This is a genomic window from Streptomyces rubrogriseus (assembly GCF_027947575.1).
Lineage (GTDB): Bacteria > Actinomycetota > Actinomycetes > Streptomycetales > Streptomycetaceae > Streptomyces > Streptomyces rubrogriseus.
The window spans coordinates 2,526,968-2,542,421 of the sequence record NZ_CP116256.1 but is presented as its reverse complement, the minus strand read 5'-3'; the positions used below and the strand labels follow the sequence as shown (position 1 = coordinate 2,542,421).

Sequence of the window (15,454 nt, the reverse complement as noted above, 5' to 3'; positions counted from 1 at the left end):
CGAACCGGGGCCCGGGCCCCGGCCTGACGGGCCCTAGGCCGAGGGGCGTCCCGCCGTCACCGCGTAGAAGGCGACCGCGGCCGCCGCGCCGACGTTGAGGGAGTCGACGCCGTGGGACATAGGGATGCGCACCCACGTGTCGGACGCCGCCAGGGCGCGCCGGGTCAGGCCGCTGCCCTCGGCGCCCAGCATGAGGGCCACCCGGTCCATGCGGTGCGGGGCGACCGCGTCGAGGGGCTCGGCCCGCTCGTCGGGGGTGAGGGCGAGGAGCGTGAAGCCCGCCTCACCGACCGTCGCCAGACCGGCCGGCCAGGTGTCGAGGCGGGCGTACGGCACGGAGAAGACCGCGCCCATCGAGACCTTGACGCTGCGCCGGTACAGGGGGTCCGCGCAGTCCGGGGAGAGCAGGATCGCGTCCATGCCGAGCGCGGCGGCGGAGCGGAAGATCGCCCCGATGTTGGTGTGGTCGTTGACGGACTCCATGACGACGACACGGCGGGCGGTCGTCAGGAGGCCGGCGGCCGTGTCCAGCGGCTTGCGCTGCATCGAGGCCAGCGCGCCGCGGTGCACGTGGTAGCCGGTGACCCGTTCGGCGAGCGCCGGGGCGACGACGTACACCGGGGCGGGTGCCGCGTCGATGATGTCGCGCATGGTGTCGACCCACTTGGCGGACAGCAGCATCGAGCGCATCGCGTAGCCCGCCTCGCCGGCCCGCCGGATGACCTTCTCGCCCTCGGCGATGAACAGGCCCTCGGCGGGCTCGCGGCGGCGGCGCAGCTCGACGTCGGTGAGGCCGGTGTAGTCGTGCAGGCGCGGGTCGTCGGGGTCGTGGATCGTGATGAGGTCGGCCACGTCAGGCCGTCCCGTGCGGGCCTACGGCGACGACCTCGCCGACGACGATGACGGCGGGCGGCCTGACCTCCTCGGCGACGGCCACCTCGGCGACGGTGGCGAGGGTCGCGTCCACCCGGCGCTGGGCGGCCGTGGTGCCCTCCTGGACGAGGGCGACCGGGGTGTCGGGGGACTTGCCGTGCGCGATCAGGGTCCCGGCGATCTTGCCGATCTTGTCGACGCCCATCAGGATCACGAGCGTGCCGGTGAGCTTCGCGAGGGACGGCCAGTCGACCAGGGAGCGCTCGTCGTCGGGGGCGACGTGCCCGCTGACCACGGTGAACTCGTGGGCGACGCCCCGGTGGGTGACCGGGATGCCGGCCGCGCCGGGGACCGAGATGGTGCTGGAGATGCCGGGGACGACGGTGCACGCGATGCCCGCCTCGGACAGCGCCTGCGCCTCCTCCATGCCCCGGCCGAAGACGAACGGGTCGCCGCCCTTCAGCCGTACGACCGCCTTGCCCTGCTTGGCGTGCTCGATCAGCGCGTTGTTGATGGCCTCCTGGGCCATGAAGCGCCCGTACGGGATCTTGGCGGCGTCGATGACCTCGACGTGCGGCGGCAGTTCGGCGAGCAGGTCGCGGGGGCCGAGCCGGTCGGCGATGACGACGTCGGCCTCGGCGAGCAGGCGGCGGCCGCGGACGGTGATCAGGTCCGGGTCGCCGGGACCGCCGCCGACCAGGGCGACGCCGGGTGTGCGGGTGCGCTGGTGCGGGGCGACGAGGGTGCCGTCGCGCAGGCCCTCCACCACCGCGTCGCGGATGGCGGCGGTGTGCCGGGGGTCGCGGTGGCGGGCGTCGGTGGTGAGTACGGCGACGGTGACGCCCTCGCTGTGTCCGGTCGCCGGGGTCCAGGCCGTGGCCCGGTCGGCGTCGTCGGAGCGGACGCACCACACGCGGTGCCGCTCGCCCTCGGCGGAGGCGGCGTCGTTGGCCGCGGTGTCGCTGGTGGCGATCAGGGCGTACCAGGCGTCGGCGAGGTCCCCCTCCGCGTACGGGCGCCGCTCCCAGGTGATCTCGCCCGCGTCCGCCATCGCCTCGACGGACGGAGTCGCCTCCGGGGAGACGAGGCGGATGTCGGCACCGGCCGCGACGAGGGCGGGCAGGCGGCGCTGGGCGACCTGTCCGCCGCCGAGGACGACCACGCGACGGCCGGCGAGACGGAGGCCTACGGGGTAGGCGGGGTGTTCGGCCATGAGGGGACGGCTCCTCTTGCGGCGGTGGCGCTGACGTGCGGATTTTACGGCGGGGTGGCCCGTGGGGGCTCGGTTGGTCCGGTGGGTGGACCGCTGGTCCGGTGGCTGGACGGCCGGCGGACGGGGCCGCGGGCACGGGGGCCCCGCGGGGCCCGGCACGTGGTCCCGGGCCCCGCGTCGTGCGACCGCTACTTCTCGGTGACGCCCGCCGAGTCGAACGTCGCCACCTCGTGCATGGCGCGCGCGGTGCTCTGCACCATCGGGAGCGCGAGCAGGGCGCCGGTGCCCTCGCCGAGGCGGAGGTCGAGGTCGACCAGCGGACGCAGGCCCAGCTTGTTGAGCGCGGCCACGTGGCCGGGCTCGGCGCTGCGGTGGCCGGCGATGCAGGCGGCGAGCACCTCGGGGGCGATCGCGCGGGCCACCAGGGCGGCGGCACCGGCGCTGACGCCGTCCAGGATCACCGGTGTGCGCAGCGAGGCGCCGCCGAGCAGCAGACCGACCATCGCCGCGTGCTCGAAGCCGCCGATCGCCGCGAGCACGCCGATCGGGTCGGCCGGGTCCGGCTGGTGGAGTTCGAGGGCGCGGCGGACGACCTCGGTCTTGCGGGCCAGCGTCTCGTCGTTGATGCCGGTGCCGCGGCCGGTGACCTCGGCCGGGTCGGCGCCGGTGAAGACGGAGATGAGCGCGGCGGACGCGGTGGTGTTCGCGATGCCCATCTCGCCGGTGAGCAGCGCCTTGTTGCCGGCCGCCACCAGGTCGCGGGCGGTCTCGATGCCGACCTCGATGGCCTGCTTGGCCTCCTCGCGGGTCATCGCCGTGCCGGTGGTCATGTCGGAGGTGCCCGCGCGGACCTTGCGCGGCAGCAGGCCGGGTGTGGCGGGCAGGTCGGTGGCGACCCCGACGTCCACGACGCACACCTCGGCGCCGACCTGGGTGGCGAAGGCGTTGCAGACCGCGCCCCCGCCCAGGAAGTTGGCCACCATCTGGGCGGTGACCTCCTGCGGCCAGGGGGTGACGCCCTGGGCGTGCACGCCGTGGTCACCGGCGAAGACCGCGACGGCGGCGGGCTCCGGGATGGGCGGCGGGCACTGCCGGGACAGGCCGGACAGCTGGGCGGAGATGATCTCCAGCATGCCGAGCGCGCCGGCCGGCTTGGTCATCCGCTTCTGCCGCTCCCACGCCTCGCCCAGCGCCTTGGCGTCCAGCGGGCGGATCTGCGCGACGGTCTCGGCGAGCAGGTCGTGCGGCGCCTCGCCGGGCAGGGCCCTGCGGCCGTACGTCTCCTCGTGCACCACCCAGGACAGCGGGCGGCGCTTGGACCAGCCGGCCTGCATCAGCTCGGGCTCGTCCGGGAACTCGTCCACGTAGCCGACGCACAGGTAGGCGACGACGTCCAGGTGCTCGGGCAGACCGAGGGCGCGGACCATCTCGCGCTCGTCGAAGAAGCTGACCCAGCCGACGCCGAGGCCCTCGGCGCGGGCGGCGAGCCAGAGGTTCTCGACGGCGAGCGCGGAGGAGTACGGCGCCATCTGCGGCTGGGTGTGGCGGCCCAGGGTGTGGCGGCCGCCGCGGGTCGGGTCGGCGGTGACGACGATGTTGACCGGGGTGTCGAGGATGGCCTCGATCTTCAGTTCCTTGAACTGCTTGGCCCGGCCCTTCGGCAGCGACTTGGCGTACGCGTCGCGCTGACGCGTCGCCAGTTCGTGCATGGCGCGGCGGGTGTCGGCGGAGCGGATGACGACGAAGTCCCAGGGCTGCGAGTGGCCGACGGAGGGCGCGGTGTGGGCGGCCTCCAGGACGCGGAGCAGTACCTCGTGCGGGATGGGGTCGCTGCGGAAGCCGTTGCGGATGTCGCGGCGTTCGCGCATGACCTTGAGCACGGCCGCGCGCTCGGCGTCGTCGTAGGCGGGGGCCGCCGGTCCGACGGGCTGCGGTGCTTCCGCGGCCCCGGCCGAACTCCCGTCGTGCGGGGCATCCTGGGGGGCGAGGGCATCCTGGGACGCGGGGTCCACGGCGGGCGCTTCCGTCGCGTCCGCGGTCTCCTCGGCGGCTTCGGCGGCTTCGGCGGCGTGGTCGTCCTCGTCGGCGCCCCGGGTGTCCAGGTCATCGACGCTCTGGACGAGTTCCGGGTCTGCCTCGCGCGGCGCCGGTACCGGGGCGACGGCCTCCTCGGCCACCGGGGCCGCGGCGACGGGCTCCGGTTCGGGGGCCGCCTCCGGCGGGACCAGGACTGCCTCGGGCGGGGTGGGCGCGAGGTGCGGGGTCGTGGGCACCTGCCCGCCGTCGACGGGCAGGAACTGCCCCACGGGCTGGGCGGGGTGCGGTTCCTGGGCGACCGGGGCCGGTACGGGCGCGGGTTCCTGCGCGCCGGTGGCGGGCGCGTGCGCCACGACGGGCTCGGCGGTGCCGTCGGCCACGACCACGGCCGCCTCTTCCTGCTCCTGCTCCTGCTCCTGCTCCTGCTCCTGCTCCTGCTCCTGCTCCTGCTGCATGGTGGCGTCCATGAGGGACTGGGGTCCCTGGGCGGGCTGCGGCGCGGGCTGGACGTCCGGCTGCGGGTGCGGCGCTTCCTCCGGGGCGGGCTGTGCCTCCGGCGGCGTCGGCTGCGCGGCCTCCACCTGGACCGGAGCGGGCTGCTCAGGCGCCGGGGACGGCGCGGGCCCGGGGACGGCGGCCCCGGGCACGGATGCTTCGGGCGCGGACGCTTCAGGTGCCGACGCCTCAGGTGCCGACGCCTCGGGCTCCGCGACGGCCACGGGCGCGTCGGGTGCCTGGGCGTCGCCCTGTGCGGGCTCGGGTGCCACGGAGGACGGTGCTTCCTGCGGCGCGGGCACGGGCGCCTCGGGGGCGTCGTCGGCCATGCGGGGTTCGTCGAGTGCCTGCGGTGCTTCCGCGGGTACCCCTGCGGGTACTTCCGCCGGCGCTTCTTCCGGAGCCGACTGCGCGGACAGCTCCTGGGCCTCGGGCACCTCGGGGACCGCGAGCGCCTCCTCGGGCCCGGCATCGTCCTCGGCCGTCGTCTGGACGGGCTCGGTCACGGGAGCCGTGGGCGCCGCGGGGACCGGTACGGCTTCGTCCGCCGACTCGACCGGCTGCCCCGCGTCGGTGTGCGCCGCCTCCGGTGCGGGCGCCTCCTGCGGTTCGGCGGGCTCCCCGGCGCCCGCGGGCGTCCCGCCGGTCGCCGCCACGGCCTCCGTGGCCACGCGGGTCACGAGCGCCTGGGCCGCGCCCACCGGCTCGGCCACCTGCTGCTCCGGTACCGGAACAACCGTTTCCGCATGCCCCGCCCCGGCGTTCACCGGGGCCTCCTGGGCCTGCGGCGCTCCCCAGGGTGCCGCCGCCTGCGGGGTCGGCACGGCCGCCTGCGGGACGTCGAGGTACTCGGGGCCCGCGGTGGGCGGGCCGGGATGCCGTACCGGCGCGTCGGCGGGGCCGCGGTCGGCGAGGGAGCGGACCGGGCTGGCGGAGGTGTCGGGGATCGGCGGACCGAGGTGAAGGGGCCTGCGCGCCGGGACCGGGGCGGCCGCGGGGTCCTGCGCCGGGTCGGGCAGGCGGACGCCGCCGAGGTCGACCGAGCCGCTGTCCCGGCCGGACATCTCGTGCGGTCCGGGCTGGTGCACGGTCTCGACGACCGGCTCCGGCGCCGGCGGCGCGACCTCGTTGCCCCAGGCACTCTGGGCTCCCGGCAGCAACAACAGGTCCTCGTCCTCGGCGGTGGCCTCGGAGAGGTAGGTGTACGCGCCGGGTGCGGGGGCGCCCGGCTGCTCCACCATGCCTGCGTTCTCCGGCAGCCCCTCGCCCGGGATCTGGCCGGTGTCGGTCATGCGTAACCCCTCGCCCATCGGTTAGTGCTTCTACGACCAGCTCACCCGGGACGGCGCACCGACCGCCCGTAGTGAAGAACGAGCGGGCGTGCCCAGCGGCACGAACGACCCGCGGGAAAAGACGACAAAGCCATTGAGTGCCATTGTCGCGGTCGTCCCCCCGCCACGACAGCTTGATCCGCGACGGCCCGCTGTGGACTGCGCCACGTTGCGCGTCCTCCGGTTCTGCCGTACCACACCCACCTCCGAAGGTGCGGGTTTTTACGGACATCGACTGACGAACTGCCGGGTGTCCGCATGCGGTACAACAATCCGCCAGCCTACCCCGCGCGGTATGAACAACCGATCACGGGGCGCGGTCCTCGTCGGTCCTCAGCGGGGTGCCTCGCGCCGCACGATCTCTCCGCTGAGCAGGAACGCGACGCTCCGCTCCGTTTCCGTCCAGGCCCGGGTGTCGAGCCCGACGGACTGCAGCAGGGAGCACTCGACGCGGTACCCGTGCTCCGTGAGGTCCCTGCCCACGAGTTCGGCCGCGTCGCGGGTCGCGGCGTGCGCGACGATGCGCTGCGGGCGGCGGTCGGCGACCGCGGAGACCACGGCCGCTCCCCCGCCGCCGACCCGGACGACGTCCGGTTCGGGGAGGTCCTCCAGGACGTGGGGCGCGTTGCCGTGCACGGTCTGGAGCTGTACGCCGAAGTGCCGTGCGGTGGCCTCGGTACGGGCGCAGGCGTCCCGGTCCCGGTCGACCGCGATGACGGCGGCGCCGGCGCGGGCGGCCTCGGTGGCGAAGGCGCCGCTGCCGCAGCCGATGTCCCAGACCAGGTCGCCGAGGCGGGGCCCGAGGCGGGCGAGTTGGGCGGTGCGCAGCAGGTCGGCCTCGCCCTCGCCCAGGTCACCGCCGTACACCGCGGCGGGCAGGGACCAGCCGCGCGGTCCGGTGGCGGGGTCGCGGCCGGTGATCCAGCCGGTGCCGTCGCCAGCGGTGGACGGTCCTGCGCTGCCGCCGGCCACGATGACGACGTTCGGGTCGCGCCAGGTGTGGTCGGCTGCCTTGTCGGAGGTGACGACGGTGACGCGTTCGCGGGTGGTCCCGAGTTCCTCGCAGATGACGAAGGTGCGGTGGACGCCCTCCATCAGCAGACCGAGTTCGGCCGGTCCGGCGCCCGGTGAGGTGAGGACCGCGACCTTGGTGTGGGCGCGGCACACGTTCACGGCGCGTCGCAGGGTGCGGGGGTGGGCGACGACCACCTGGGCGTCGTCCCAGGGCATCCCGGCACGGGCGAAGGCGGCGGCCACGGAGGAGACGGCGGGGACGACCTCCACCTCCAGGCCGAACTCGGGGGCCCGCAGGGTGCGTACGACGCCGAAGAAGCCGGGGTCGCCGTCGGCCAGCACCACCGTCGTGCCGCGGTGCGCGGCGAGGCGGCGGGCGGCCAGGGCGACGCTGCCGAGGCGGATGCGTTCGGCGGCGGGCGGTACCTCGGGCAGTGCCAGGTGGTGGGCTGCGCCGGCCACCAGGGTGGCGGCGCCCAGCGCGGAGCGTGCCGCGGCGGTCAGCGGCGAGCCGTCCCAGCCGATCACCGTGACCCGGTCGGCCATCGTCGTCAGTCTCCAGGGTTTTCGCAGGTCGTGGTCGTGGAACCGTCGCGGGCGCGCCCCGTGGGGGTATCCGGTGCGGCCTGGTCCGGGGTGGTGGCGCGGGTCGCCCCTCGTGTATCAGTTCCAGTCGGTGAAGGTGGTGAAACCGTTGGGGTCGGTCAGCTGTCCGGTGGCGCCCTCGAGGTCCTCCGGCAGCAGGCTCCACACGATGAAGTCGGTGCGGACGTCCGTCCAGACGCCGTCGTCGGTGCGTGCCCTCGCTATGCAGGCGCCGCGCAGCACCCCCTCGCTGATGCAGCCGATCTTCTGGGCGACCTGCTGGGAGGCGGTGTTGTCGGCCGCGGTGCGCAGCTCGACGCGTTCGAACTTCTGGTCGCCGAAGAGCCACTGGGCGGTGGCGAGCGCCGCCTCGGACGCGTACCCCTCACCCCGGGCCCAGGGGGCGACTATGTAGGAGAGTTCGGTGGAGCGTACGTGCCAGTTGGTCTTGGTCAGCTGGACGACGCCGACCAGTCGCTGGGTGAGGAACTCGGTGACGGCGAGGTCGAGTCCCCGGCCCGCGGTGCGCTCGGCGGGGGCGTGGTCGCCGATCCAGGTGGCGGCGTTGTCCTCGGTGAAGGGCTGGGGGACGTGGGTCCAGGCGGCGACCTGCTCGTCGTTCATCATCGCGGCCAGTGCGGGGACGTCGTCCTCGTCGAGGGGGCGCAGCACCAACCGCTCCGTGCTGATGGAGATGTTGGGGAAGGTGCTCGTCATGCGCCGCTCCGTAACCTGTGTAACCGTCAGGGCCTGCTCGAACTGCCCAGCATGCAGCATGAAAGCACTCAACCACACCACCGGGTCCGCCCCGTGTGCACGGAGCGGACCCGGTGGGTGGCGCGGTGTCCGGCCCGGACGGCGGACCGGAGGGAGCCTCGGCCGGAGGCTCAGAAGGAGGGCAGGACCGCGCCGGCGTACTTGTCCTCGATGAACTTCTTCACCTCGGGCGAGTTGAGGAGCTTCGCGAGCTTCTTGACCCGCGGGTCGTCCTCGTGGCCCTCCTTGACGGCGAGGAGGTTGCTGTTCGGGTTGCCCTTGGCGCTCTCCAGGACGAGGGCGTCCTGGGCGGGCTTCAGGTCGGCCTCGATGGCGTAGTTGCCGTTGACGACCGCGGCGTCCACGTCGTCCAGGGAGCGCGGGGTCTGGGCCGCCTCCAGCTCCTTGAACTCCAGCTTCTTCGGGTTCTCGGTGATGTCCGAGGGGGTCGCCGCGGTGCCGACGCCGTCCTTGAGGGTGATGATCCCGTTGGCGGCGAGCAGCTGCAGCGCGCGGCCCTCGTTGACGGTGTCGTTGGGGACGGCGACGGTCGCACCGCTCTTCAGGTCGTCGGCCTTCTTCACCTTGTGGGAGTAGAGGCCCAGGGGCTCCAGGTGCACGTCGACGACGGACACGATGTGGGTGCCGTTCTTGTTGTTGAACTCGTCGAGGTAGGGCTGGGTCTGGAAGTAGTTGGCCCCCACGGAGCCGTCCTCCGTCGCCGTGTTCGGCGTGACGTAGTCGGTGAACTCCTTGACCTCGAGGTCGAGGCCCGCGTCCTTGGCCAGGTTGTCCTTGACGTAGTCGAGGATCTCGGCGTGCGGGGTGGGGCTCGCGGCGACGACCAGCGGTCCCGAGGTGTCGGAGGCGGAGTCCTTGTCGGAGCCGCAGGCGGTCAGCCCGAGGGTGAGGGCTCCGGCGGCGAGGACGGCGGTGGTGAACTTGGCGGTGTTACGCACGAAAAGTGCCTTTCCTGAGGTGGTGCGGCCCCGCCCGGTACGGCGGGGAGTCTGTGGGGACGCGGTCAGGCGACCTTGCCGACGTCGGCCGCGGCGGGCTCCTTGGCCCTGAGCAGCCGGAGCCTGGGTGCGGCTCCGCCGCGTCCGCCGCGGCGGTGCAGGGTGCGGGCCGCGTAGTCGCCGGCGAACTGGATGAGCGAGATGGCGACGGCGAGGAGCGCGACGGTGATCCACATGAAGTCGGGTTCGAAGCGCTGGTAGCCGTAGCGGACGGCGAGGTCGCCGAGGCCGCCGCCGCCGACGGTGCCCGCCATGGCGGAGTAGCCGATGAGGGCGATGACGGTGGTGGTGGTGCTGGCGATCAGCGACGGGAGCGCCTCGGGGACCAGCACCTTGCGGACGATGGTCCAGGTGTTGCCGCCCATGGACTGGACGGCCTCGACGAGCCCTCCGTCGACCTCGCGCACGGCGGTCTCGACGAGCCGCGCGAAGAACGGGATGCCGCCGATGGCGAGCGGCACGATGGCGGCCTCGCTGCCGATGGTGGTGCCGGTGACCCAGCGGGTGAAGCTCATCAGCGCGACCATGAGGATGATGAACGGCATCGAGCGGCCGATGTTCACGATCTGCCCGATGACCTTGTTGACCACGACGTTCTGCAGCAGGCCGCCCCGGTCGGTGAGGACGAGGAGCACGCCGAGCGGCAGACCGACGACGACGGCGATCAGGGTGGACCAGCCGACCATGATCAGGGTCTCCCAGGACGCCTGCTCCAGCAGCGGCTGCATCTGCGACCAGGTCACTTGGCACCTTCCTTCACCAGCGAAGCCGACTGGGCCGGTGTCGTCGGCGTCTCCGGCGTCCCCGGCGTCTCGTTCACCACGTCGATCTGGAGACCCTGTTCGCGCAGGAAGCCGACGGGCACGACGTTGTCCTCGTAGCGTCCGGGCAGTTCGATGCGCATCCGGCCGATCTGGAGGCCGCCGACGGTGTCGATGGCGGCGCCCAGGATCGATATGTCGATGTTGTAGGTGCGCGAGAGCTGGGAGATGACGGGCTGGGTGGCGGCCTCGCCGTGGAAGGTCACGTCGAGGACGGTGCGGTCGTCGCCGGACGCCTCGCCGCCGACCGGGAAGAGCGCGGCGGCCAGCTCGGAGCCCGGAGTGGCGAGCAGTTCGCCGACCGTGCCGGACTCGACGACGCGGCCCCGGTCCATGAGTGCGGCCGAGTCGCAGATGCTCTTGACGACGTCCATCTCGTGGGTGATGAGCAGGACCGTCAGTCCGAGCTGCCGGTTCAGGTCGCGCAGCAGCTGGAGGATGGAGCGGGTGGTCTCCGGGTCGAGAGCGCTGGTGGCCTCGTCGGAGAGCAGGACCTTGGGGTCGCCGGCCAGGGCGCGGGCGATGCCGACGCGCTGCTTCTGGCCGCCGGAGAGCTGGGCGGGGTAGGCCTTGGCCTTGTCGGCGAGACCGACGAGGTCGAGCAGCTCCAGCGCCTTGCGGGAACGTTCCTTCCCGGACTTGCCGAGGATTTCCAGCGGTAGTTCGACGTTGTCCTGGACGGTCCGCGAGGAGAGCAGGTTGAAGTGCTGGAAGACCATGCCGATGCGGCTGCGCGCCTGCCGCAGTTCCCGGCCCGCGCGGGGGCCGCGGCCGGCCAGCGCGGTGAGGTCCGCTCCCGCGACGGTGACCGTGCCGGCGGTGGGGCGCTCCAGGAGGTTGACGCAGCGGATGAGCGAGGACTTGCCGGCGCCGGACTGGCCGATGACGCCGTACACCTCGCCCTCGCGGACGTGCAGGTCGACGCCGTCCAGGGCGGTGACCTCACGGCCGCGTGAACGATAGACCTTGGTGAGGCCCGATGTGGTGATCACGTGGGTTTCCGTCACTGTCGAGTGCGCGGCGCGGTGGTGTGCGCCGGGCACGGGGCGTTGTTCTTCGGGTTCTCGGGGCCCTTCGGAACGCGGCACGGTTCTCGCGGTGGCGGTGCGCCACGGCGGTGGGACCGGGGAGAAACGTGCGCGGGGCGTGGCTCGGCCGCGTGCGCGTGGGGCGCGGGCGGGCACGAGGGGGCGCTCGCTTCGGGGCGCGAGACTCAGGTGGTGCGGGGGCCCTCTAGAAGGCGCACATTCGGCGGCACATACAACGAGCACCGGGCGTCGTGGTCGCCTCGGTCGCAGGGGTGCGGTCGCTCGTGGTGCTCATGCCGATCAGTAAAGCAGACGTATGCCCCTGGCCGGAGACCGCTGTCCGGATACTGGACAGCGGTGGACGACGGACGGTCGCGGCGGGCGCGGATCAGCCCCGGACGGTGATCTCGACTCCGCCCTCGGTGGCCAGTGCCGACAAGGCCGAGAGGTCGGTGACGACGAGGTCGGCGTCGAGTTCGTCGGCCCGGTGGGTTGTGGCCAACGCCACGGTCCGCATCCCGGCGGCCCGGCCGGCCTGGAGCCCGGCGGGGGCGTCCTCGAAGACGACGCAGTCGGCCGGGTCGACGCCCAGGGCGCGGGCGCCGAGCAGGTAGGGCTCGGGGTCGGGCTTGCCGCGGGTGATGTCGTCGGCGGCCACGAGGGTCTTGGGCAGGATGCCGACGGCGTCGAGGCGGGCCTCGGCGAGGCGGCGGGTGGCGGAGGTGACGACGGCCCAGCGGTCGGCCGGGAGCGCGTCGAGGAACGCGCGGGTGCCGGGCAGCAGGTGCACGCCCCCGCCCGGCACGTCCTCGACCTCCAGCTGTTCGATCCGCGCGACGGCCTCGGCGACCCTCGCGGTGGGCAGCAGGTCGGCGGCTATCTCGGCGGCCGGCCGCCCGTGCAGTTCCACCTGCCCGAACTGCTCGGCGGTGATCCCGTACTCGACGGCCCAGCGCGTCCAGCAGCGGCGCACGGATTCCAGGGAGGAGACGAGGGTGCCGTCGTTGTCGAACAGGAGGGCTTGTGCGTGGAGCTTCATGCCCCCCGACCCTACGGGCCGGGACCGCGACCCTACGGGGCCGGGGACCGCGGCCCTGCGGGCCCGGGGACCGCGGCCCTTTTCGGCCGTAATAGGCTCGCTGCCATGCTTGACGTCCTGACGCTGGTGACCGGCGTCGCCGCACTGCTGCTGGCCGCTTGGTGCGGCTGGGCCGCCTACCGTGACCAGCCGACGAAGGACTGGCACTTCATCGGCATGGCCGCGGTCTCGGCGCTGGCGCTGATCCAGCTGGTGGTCGGGATCGTGCAGCTGGCGCGGGGCGAGGACCCGGAGCAGGGCACGACGATCTTCGTGGCGTATCTGCTGGGTGCCTTCGCGTGTGTGCCGGCTGCGGGGTTCATGTCGCTGGCCGAGCGCACCCGCTGGGGCTCGGTGACGGTCGCGGCCGGCGGTGTCGTCCTCGCCGTCCTCGAGGTGCGGCTGTTCGACATCTGGGGAGGCTGACGTGGTGGCCACGGAGGAGAAGCGGGCCGGGCAGCGGCTGATCGGCGGGCCCGGCATCCTGCTGGTGTGGCTGTACGGCGTGATGGTCGTCGGCGCGGTGTCGCGGTCCGCGTACCAGATCGCGACCGAGTTCGACCGGGCCCCGCTCGCCTACTCGCTGTCGGCCCTCGCGGGCGTCGTCTACGGGTTCATCACGTACACCCTGGTGCGCGGCGGCGAGACGGCCCGCAAGGCCGCGCAGGTGTGCTGCGCCGCCGAGTTGGTGGGGGTGCTGACCGTCGGCACCTGGACACTGGTGGAGCCGTCCGCCTTCGCCGACGCGACCGTGTGGTCGGACTACGGGATGGGGTACCTCTTCATTCCCGTGCTGCTGCCGCTGTCGGCCCTGTACTGGCTGCGCCGGGCCCGCACCGCGTAGCGGTCGCGGGCCCGGCGGCCGTAGGGCGGTCGCCCCCGGGACGCGCGCTTCGGGCCAGGACCCTCAGGCCGTGGTCGCGTACGTCCCGGCCGGCTTCTCCAGGACGATCATGGGTACGCCGTCGGCGCCCTCGGCCGTCCCGACCGTCTCGTAGCCGACCCGGCGGTAGAGCCGCAGGTTGCTCTCGCTGCGGTGCCCGGTGTGCAGCCGGAACCGCTTGGCGCCGCGCTCCCCGCCCAGGCTGGACTCGGCGGCCCGCAGCAGCCGGGCCCCGATGCCGTGCCCCTGGAGGCGGGGATGGACGCAGAGCTTGCCGATGGACGCCGCCCCGTCCTCGGTCACCCGCCCCCGCACCGAGCCGACGACCTCGTCGCCGAGCCGCGCCACGAAGACGCAGTCGGCGGCGACCTCCTGGCGCACGGAGTCCAGGGTCTGGACGAGCGGGTCGATGCGGTAGTTGGCGTACAGCGCCGCCTCGCTCTGGAAGCAGAGGTACTGCAGCCGGAAGATCTGCTCGGCATCCTGTTCGGTCGCCGCCGAGATGGTCACGCTCATGCCCATGTGCGCATGCCTCCCGCTCACCTGATCACCTGTGGTCCCCCACTCCTATCCCCGTCCTCAGCCGGCCGCAACCTCCGGCGTCAGCAATCGACGCAGACATCCCAGACATCGGGAGCGTTCCGGACCAAGACTGCCCTGTGAGATACCCAACTCCCCCGCGATTTCCCGGTATGTGAGGTCCCTGGGCGACAACAGGGCCTCGATCAGCCGGGGGCAGCGCCCCGGCAGCCGGCGCACGGCCTCGCGCAGGGCGCGGTGCCGGGCCGCGGTGAGCGCGAGCCGCTCCGGCTCGTACGCGTACCCGGCGACACCGGCGGGTTCGGTCCCGTACGGCCGCTCGTGACGGGCCCTGCGGCGGGTGCGGCGGGCCTCGGTGCGCACGGCGCTGCGCAGCCAGCGGTGCGGGTCCGGGGGCGGGCCGTCGGCCTCCAGGCGTTCCAGCAGGCGCAGCCAGACGGCTTGTTCCAGGTCGCCGGGCTCGGCTCCGGACGCATATGCCTCGGCCGAGGCCTCGGCGGTGAGCAGCGGGCGCAGGGAGGTGACCAGGTCGTGCGTCATATGCACATCGACGCGGCCGCCCGGGCGGCGGGTTGCCCGGGCGGCCGGAGGTTCACCCCAACCGGGGGCGGTCGCTCAGTCGTTGACGTAGTCCTCGCGCGCCAGCACGCCCGTGTCCGGGTTGTCGGTGAAGATGCCGTCGATACCGGTGGCGAAGTACGTCCGGAACGCGCCGAATACGTCGCCGTAGGCGTCGGGGTCGCCGCCCCTGCGGAAGTCCGCGGGCAGGAAGGGGTTCTCGTTGCGCATCGTGTAGGGGTGCAGGACCAGGCCCGCGCGGTGCGCGTCGCGGACGAGCGTCGTCGGCTCGGTGAGCCGCCCCGCGGAGTCCTTCGGGATGATCAGGTCCAGGGTCGGGCCGATGCCCTGCGCGTAGGAGGCGATCTCCTTCAGCCCCTTGGGCGTGACGAGGTCGGCCGTGGTGCGCGGGTCGCCGGTCTCGACGAAGTCCCAGGGGCGGCTGTTCGCGCCGGACAGCAGAACGGCGAGGGGGTTGCGGACCAGCCTGCTCATCCGCTGGATGCTGGTGGGCTCGAAGGACTGGATGATGACGGGCGAGTTCTTGCGGTCCTTGCCGTACTTGCGCAGCAGCCGGGCCAGGCGCTCCTCCGTGCCGAGACCCAGCTTGCGGAAGTAGGTGGGGTGCTTCAGCTCGGGGTAGATCCAGACCTGCTTGCCGCGCCTGCGGGTCTGCTCGTTCTGCCAGCGCAGCACCTCCTCGAAGGTGGGGATCTCCCAGCGGCCGTCGTAGAGGGTGTTGTGCGGGCGGTTGGCCGGGATGCGTTCGGTGGCGCGGAGCGTCTTCAGCTCGGCGAGCGTGAAGTCCTCGGTGAACCAGCCGGTGGTGGACACCCCGTCGAGCAGTTTGGTGCGCTTGCGGTCGGCGAACTCCCGGTGGTCGGCGATGTCCGTGGTGCCGCCGATCTCCGGTTCGTGCCGGCAGACGAGGTGGCCGTCCCTCGTGGGGACCAGGTCACCGGCCTCGACGATGTCGGCGCCGAGGTCGAGGGCCAGTTCGTAGGAGCCGAAGGTGTGCTCGGGGCGGTAGCCGCTGGCGCCCCGGTGTCCGATGACGGTCGGGACGGGCAGGCTCCGCACCCCGCCGCCGTGCCGGGTGCCCGCGGCGCTCGCCGTGCCGGGCACGCCCAGTACGGCGCCGCCCGCGCCGAGCACCGCCGCGCCGAGGAGCGCCCGCCGTCCGGTGCCGCCCGCCCGCTCGTCCGACTCCTGCGTTCCCATGG

14 protein-coding genes are annotated in these 15,454 nt (G+C 73.4%); 2 read left to right on the top strand and 12 right to left on the bottom strand.

Going from position 1 to position 15,454, the window contains the following annotated elements; translation table 11 throughout:
- Positions 1-33: 33 nt before the first annotated feature.
- From Sru02f_RS11255 to Sru02f_RS11215, 9 genes are all read right to left on the bottom strand, one after another.
- Positions 34-852, bottom strand: a complete 819-nt coding sequence (locus tag Sru02f_RS11255; RefSeq protein WP_109033726.1) for a TrmH family RNA methyltransferase — start codon at positions 850-852, stop codon at positions 34-36.
- A gap of 1 nt (position 853) precedes the next feature.
- Positions 854-2,086 carry a uroporphyrinogen-III C-methyltransferase gene (gene cobA / locus Sru02f_RS11250; protein ID WP_109033725.1) on the bottom strand — a complete coding sequence of 411 codons (1,233 nt, stop codon included), beginning with the start codon at positions 2,084-2,086 and terminating at the stop codon, positions 854-856.
- A gap of 188 nt (positions 2,087-2,274) precedes the next feature.
- The gene (cobT, locus tag Sru02f_RS11245; protein ID WP_109033724.1) at positions 2,275-5,910 is read right to left on the bottom strand and encodes a nicotinate-nucleotide--dimethylbenzimidazole phosphoribosyltransferase; all 3,636 of its coding nucleotides are present in this window, start codon (positions 5,908-5,910) and stop codon (positions 2,275-2,277) included.
- A 372-nt stretch (positions 5,911-6,282) separates the two neighbouring features.
- The gene (cbiE, locus tag Sru02f_RS11240; protein ID WP_109033723.1) at positions 6,283-7,509 is read right to left on the bottom strand and encodes a precorrin-6y C5,15-methyltransferase (decarboxylating) subunit CbiE; all 1,227 of its coding nucleotides are present in this window, start codon (positions 7,507-7,509) and stop codon (positions 6,283-6,285) included.
- A gap of 117 nt (positions 7,510-7,626) precedes the next feature.
- Positions 7,627-8,265, bottom strand: a complete 639-nt coding sequence (locus Sru02f_RS11235) for a GNAT family N-acetyltransferase (RefSeq protein WP_164278000.1) — start codon at positions 8,263-8,265, stop codon at positions 7,627-7,629.
- A 170-nt stretch (positions 8,266-8,435) separates the two neighbouring features.
- On the bottom strand, positions 8,436-9,263 hold the full coding sequence (locus tag Sru02f_RS11230) for a MetQ/NlpA family ABC transporter substrate-binding protein (protein WP_109033721.1): 828 nt from the start codon (positions 9,261-9,263) through the stop codon (positions 8,436-8,438).
- Positions 9,264-9,328: 65 nt separating this feature from the next.
- Positions 9,329-10,066: a methionine ABC transporter permease gene (locus Sru02f_RS11225; RefSeq protein ID WP_003977266.1), complete on the bottom strand. Its 738-nt coding sequence runs from the start codon at positions 10,064-10,066 to the stop codon at positions 9,329-9,331.
- Complete coding sequence (locus Sru02f_RS11220) at positions 10,063-11,136, bottom strand: methionine ABC transporter ATP-binding protein (protein ID WP_167469721.1); 1,074 nt, start codon at positions 11,134-11,136, stop codon at positions 10,063-10,065. The genes Sru02f_RS11225 and Sru02f_RS11220 overlap by 4 nt, the downstream gene beginning before the upstream one ends.
- Before the next feature lie 424 nt (positions 11,137-11,560).
- Positions 11,561-12,211, bottom strand: a complete 651-nt coding sequence (locus Sru02f_RS11215) for an HAD family hydrolase (protein ID WP_109033719.1) — start codon at positions 12,209-12,211, stop codon at positions 11,561-11,563.
- A gap of 105 nt (positions 12,212-12,316) precedes the next feature.
- Here Sru02f_RS11215 and Sru02f_RS11210 point away from each other — a divergent pair, with 105 nt between their 5' ends.
- Both Sru02f_RS11210 and Sru02f_RS11205 read left to right on the top strand, forming a co-directional pair.
- Positions 12,317-12,676: a hypothetical protein gene (locus Sru02f_RS11210; RefSeq protein WP_003977263.1), complete on the top strand. Its 360-nt coding sequence runs from the start codon at positions 12,317-12,319 to the stop codon at positions 12,674-12,676.
- 1 nt (position 12,677) lies between these two features.
- A complete protein-coding gene (locus Sru02f_RS11205) occupies positions 12,678-13,094 on the top strand; it encodes a hypothetical protein (protein ID WP_003977262.1) in 417 nt (138 codons plus the stop codon).
- A gap of 63 nt (positions 13,095-13,157) precedes the next feature.
- Here Sru02f_RS11205 and Sru02f_RS11200 read toward each other — a convergent pair whose 3' ends face one another.
- From Sru02f_RS11200 to Sru02f_RS11190, 3 genes are all read right to left on the bottom strand, one after another.
- Positions 13,158-13,655 (bottom strand): GNAT family N-acetyltransferase, encoded by a 498-nt coding sequence (locus Sru02f_RS11200; protein WP_109033718.1) that lies wholly within the window; start codon positions 13,653-13,655, stop codon positions 13,158-13,160.
- 57 nt (positions 13,656-13,712) lie between these two features.
- Positions 13,713-14,213 carry a sigma-70 family RNA polymerase sigma factor gene (locus Sru02f_RS11195; RefSeq protein ID WP_109033717.1) on the bottom strand — a complete coding sequence of 167 codons (501 nt, stop codon included), beginning with the start codon at positions 14,211-14,213 and terminating at the stop codon, positions 13,713-13,715.
- Between the two features lie 75 nt (positions 14,214-14,288).
- On the bottom strand, positions 14,289-15,452 hold the full coding sequence (locus Sru02f_RS11190; RefSeq protein WP_109033716.1) for a glycerophosphodiester phosphodiesterase: 1,164 nt from the start codon (positions 15,450-15,452) through the stop codon (positions 14,289-14,291).
- Positions 15,453-15,454: the final 2 nt, after the last annotated feature.

What these genes read in the sequence shown, in the direction of transcription:
- cobT (WP_109033724.1), bottom strand. Translation starts at nt 5,910, where the DNA reads ATGACCGACACCGGCCAGATCCCGGGCGAGGGGCTGCCGGAGAACGCA.
- Sru02f_RS11200 (WP_109033718.1), bottom strand. Translation starts at nt 13,655, where the DNA reads ATGGGCATGAGCGTGACCATCTCGGCGGCGACCGAACAGGATGCCGAG.
- Sru02f_RS11210 (WP_003977263.1), top strand. Translation starts at nt 12,317, where the DNA reads ATGCTTGACGTCCTGACGCTGGTGACCGGCGTCGCCGCACTGCTGCTG.
- Sru02f_RS11190 (WP_109033716.1), bottom strand. Translation starts at nt 15,452, where the DNA reads ATGGGAACGCAGGAGTCGGACGAGCGGGCGGGCGGCACCGGACGGCGG.
- Sru02f_RS11195 (WP_109033717.1), bottom strand. Translation starts at nt 14,213, where the DNA reads ATGACGCACGACCTGGTCACCTCCCTGCGCCCGCTGCTCACCGCCGAG.
- cbiE (WP_109033723.1), bottom strand. Translation starts at nt 7,509, where the DNA reads ATGGCCGACCGGGTCACGGTGATCGGCTGGGACGGCTCGCCGCTGACC.
- cobA (WP_109033725.1), bottom strand. Translation starts at nt 2,086, where the DNA reads ATGGCCGAACACCCCGCCTACCCCGTAGGCCTCCGTCTCGCCGGCCGT.
- Sru02f_RS11235 (WP_164278000.1), bottom strand. Translation starts at nt 8,265, where the DNA reads ATGACGAGCACCTTCCCCAACATCTCCATCAGCACGGAGCGGTTGGTG.
- Sru02f_RS11215 (WP_109033719.1), bottom strand. Translation starts at nt 12,211, where the DNA reads ATGAAGCTCCACGCACAAGCCCTCCTGTTCGACAACGACGGCACCCTC.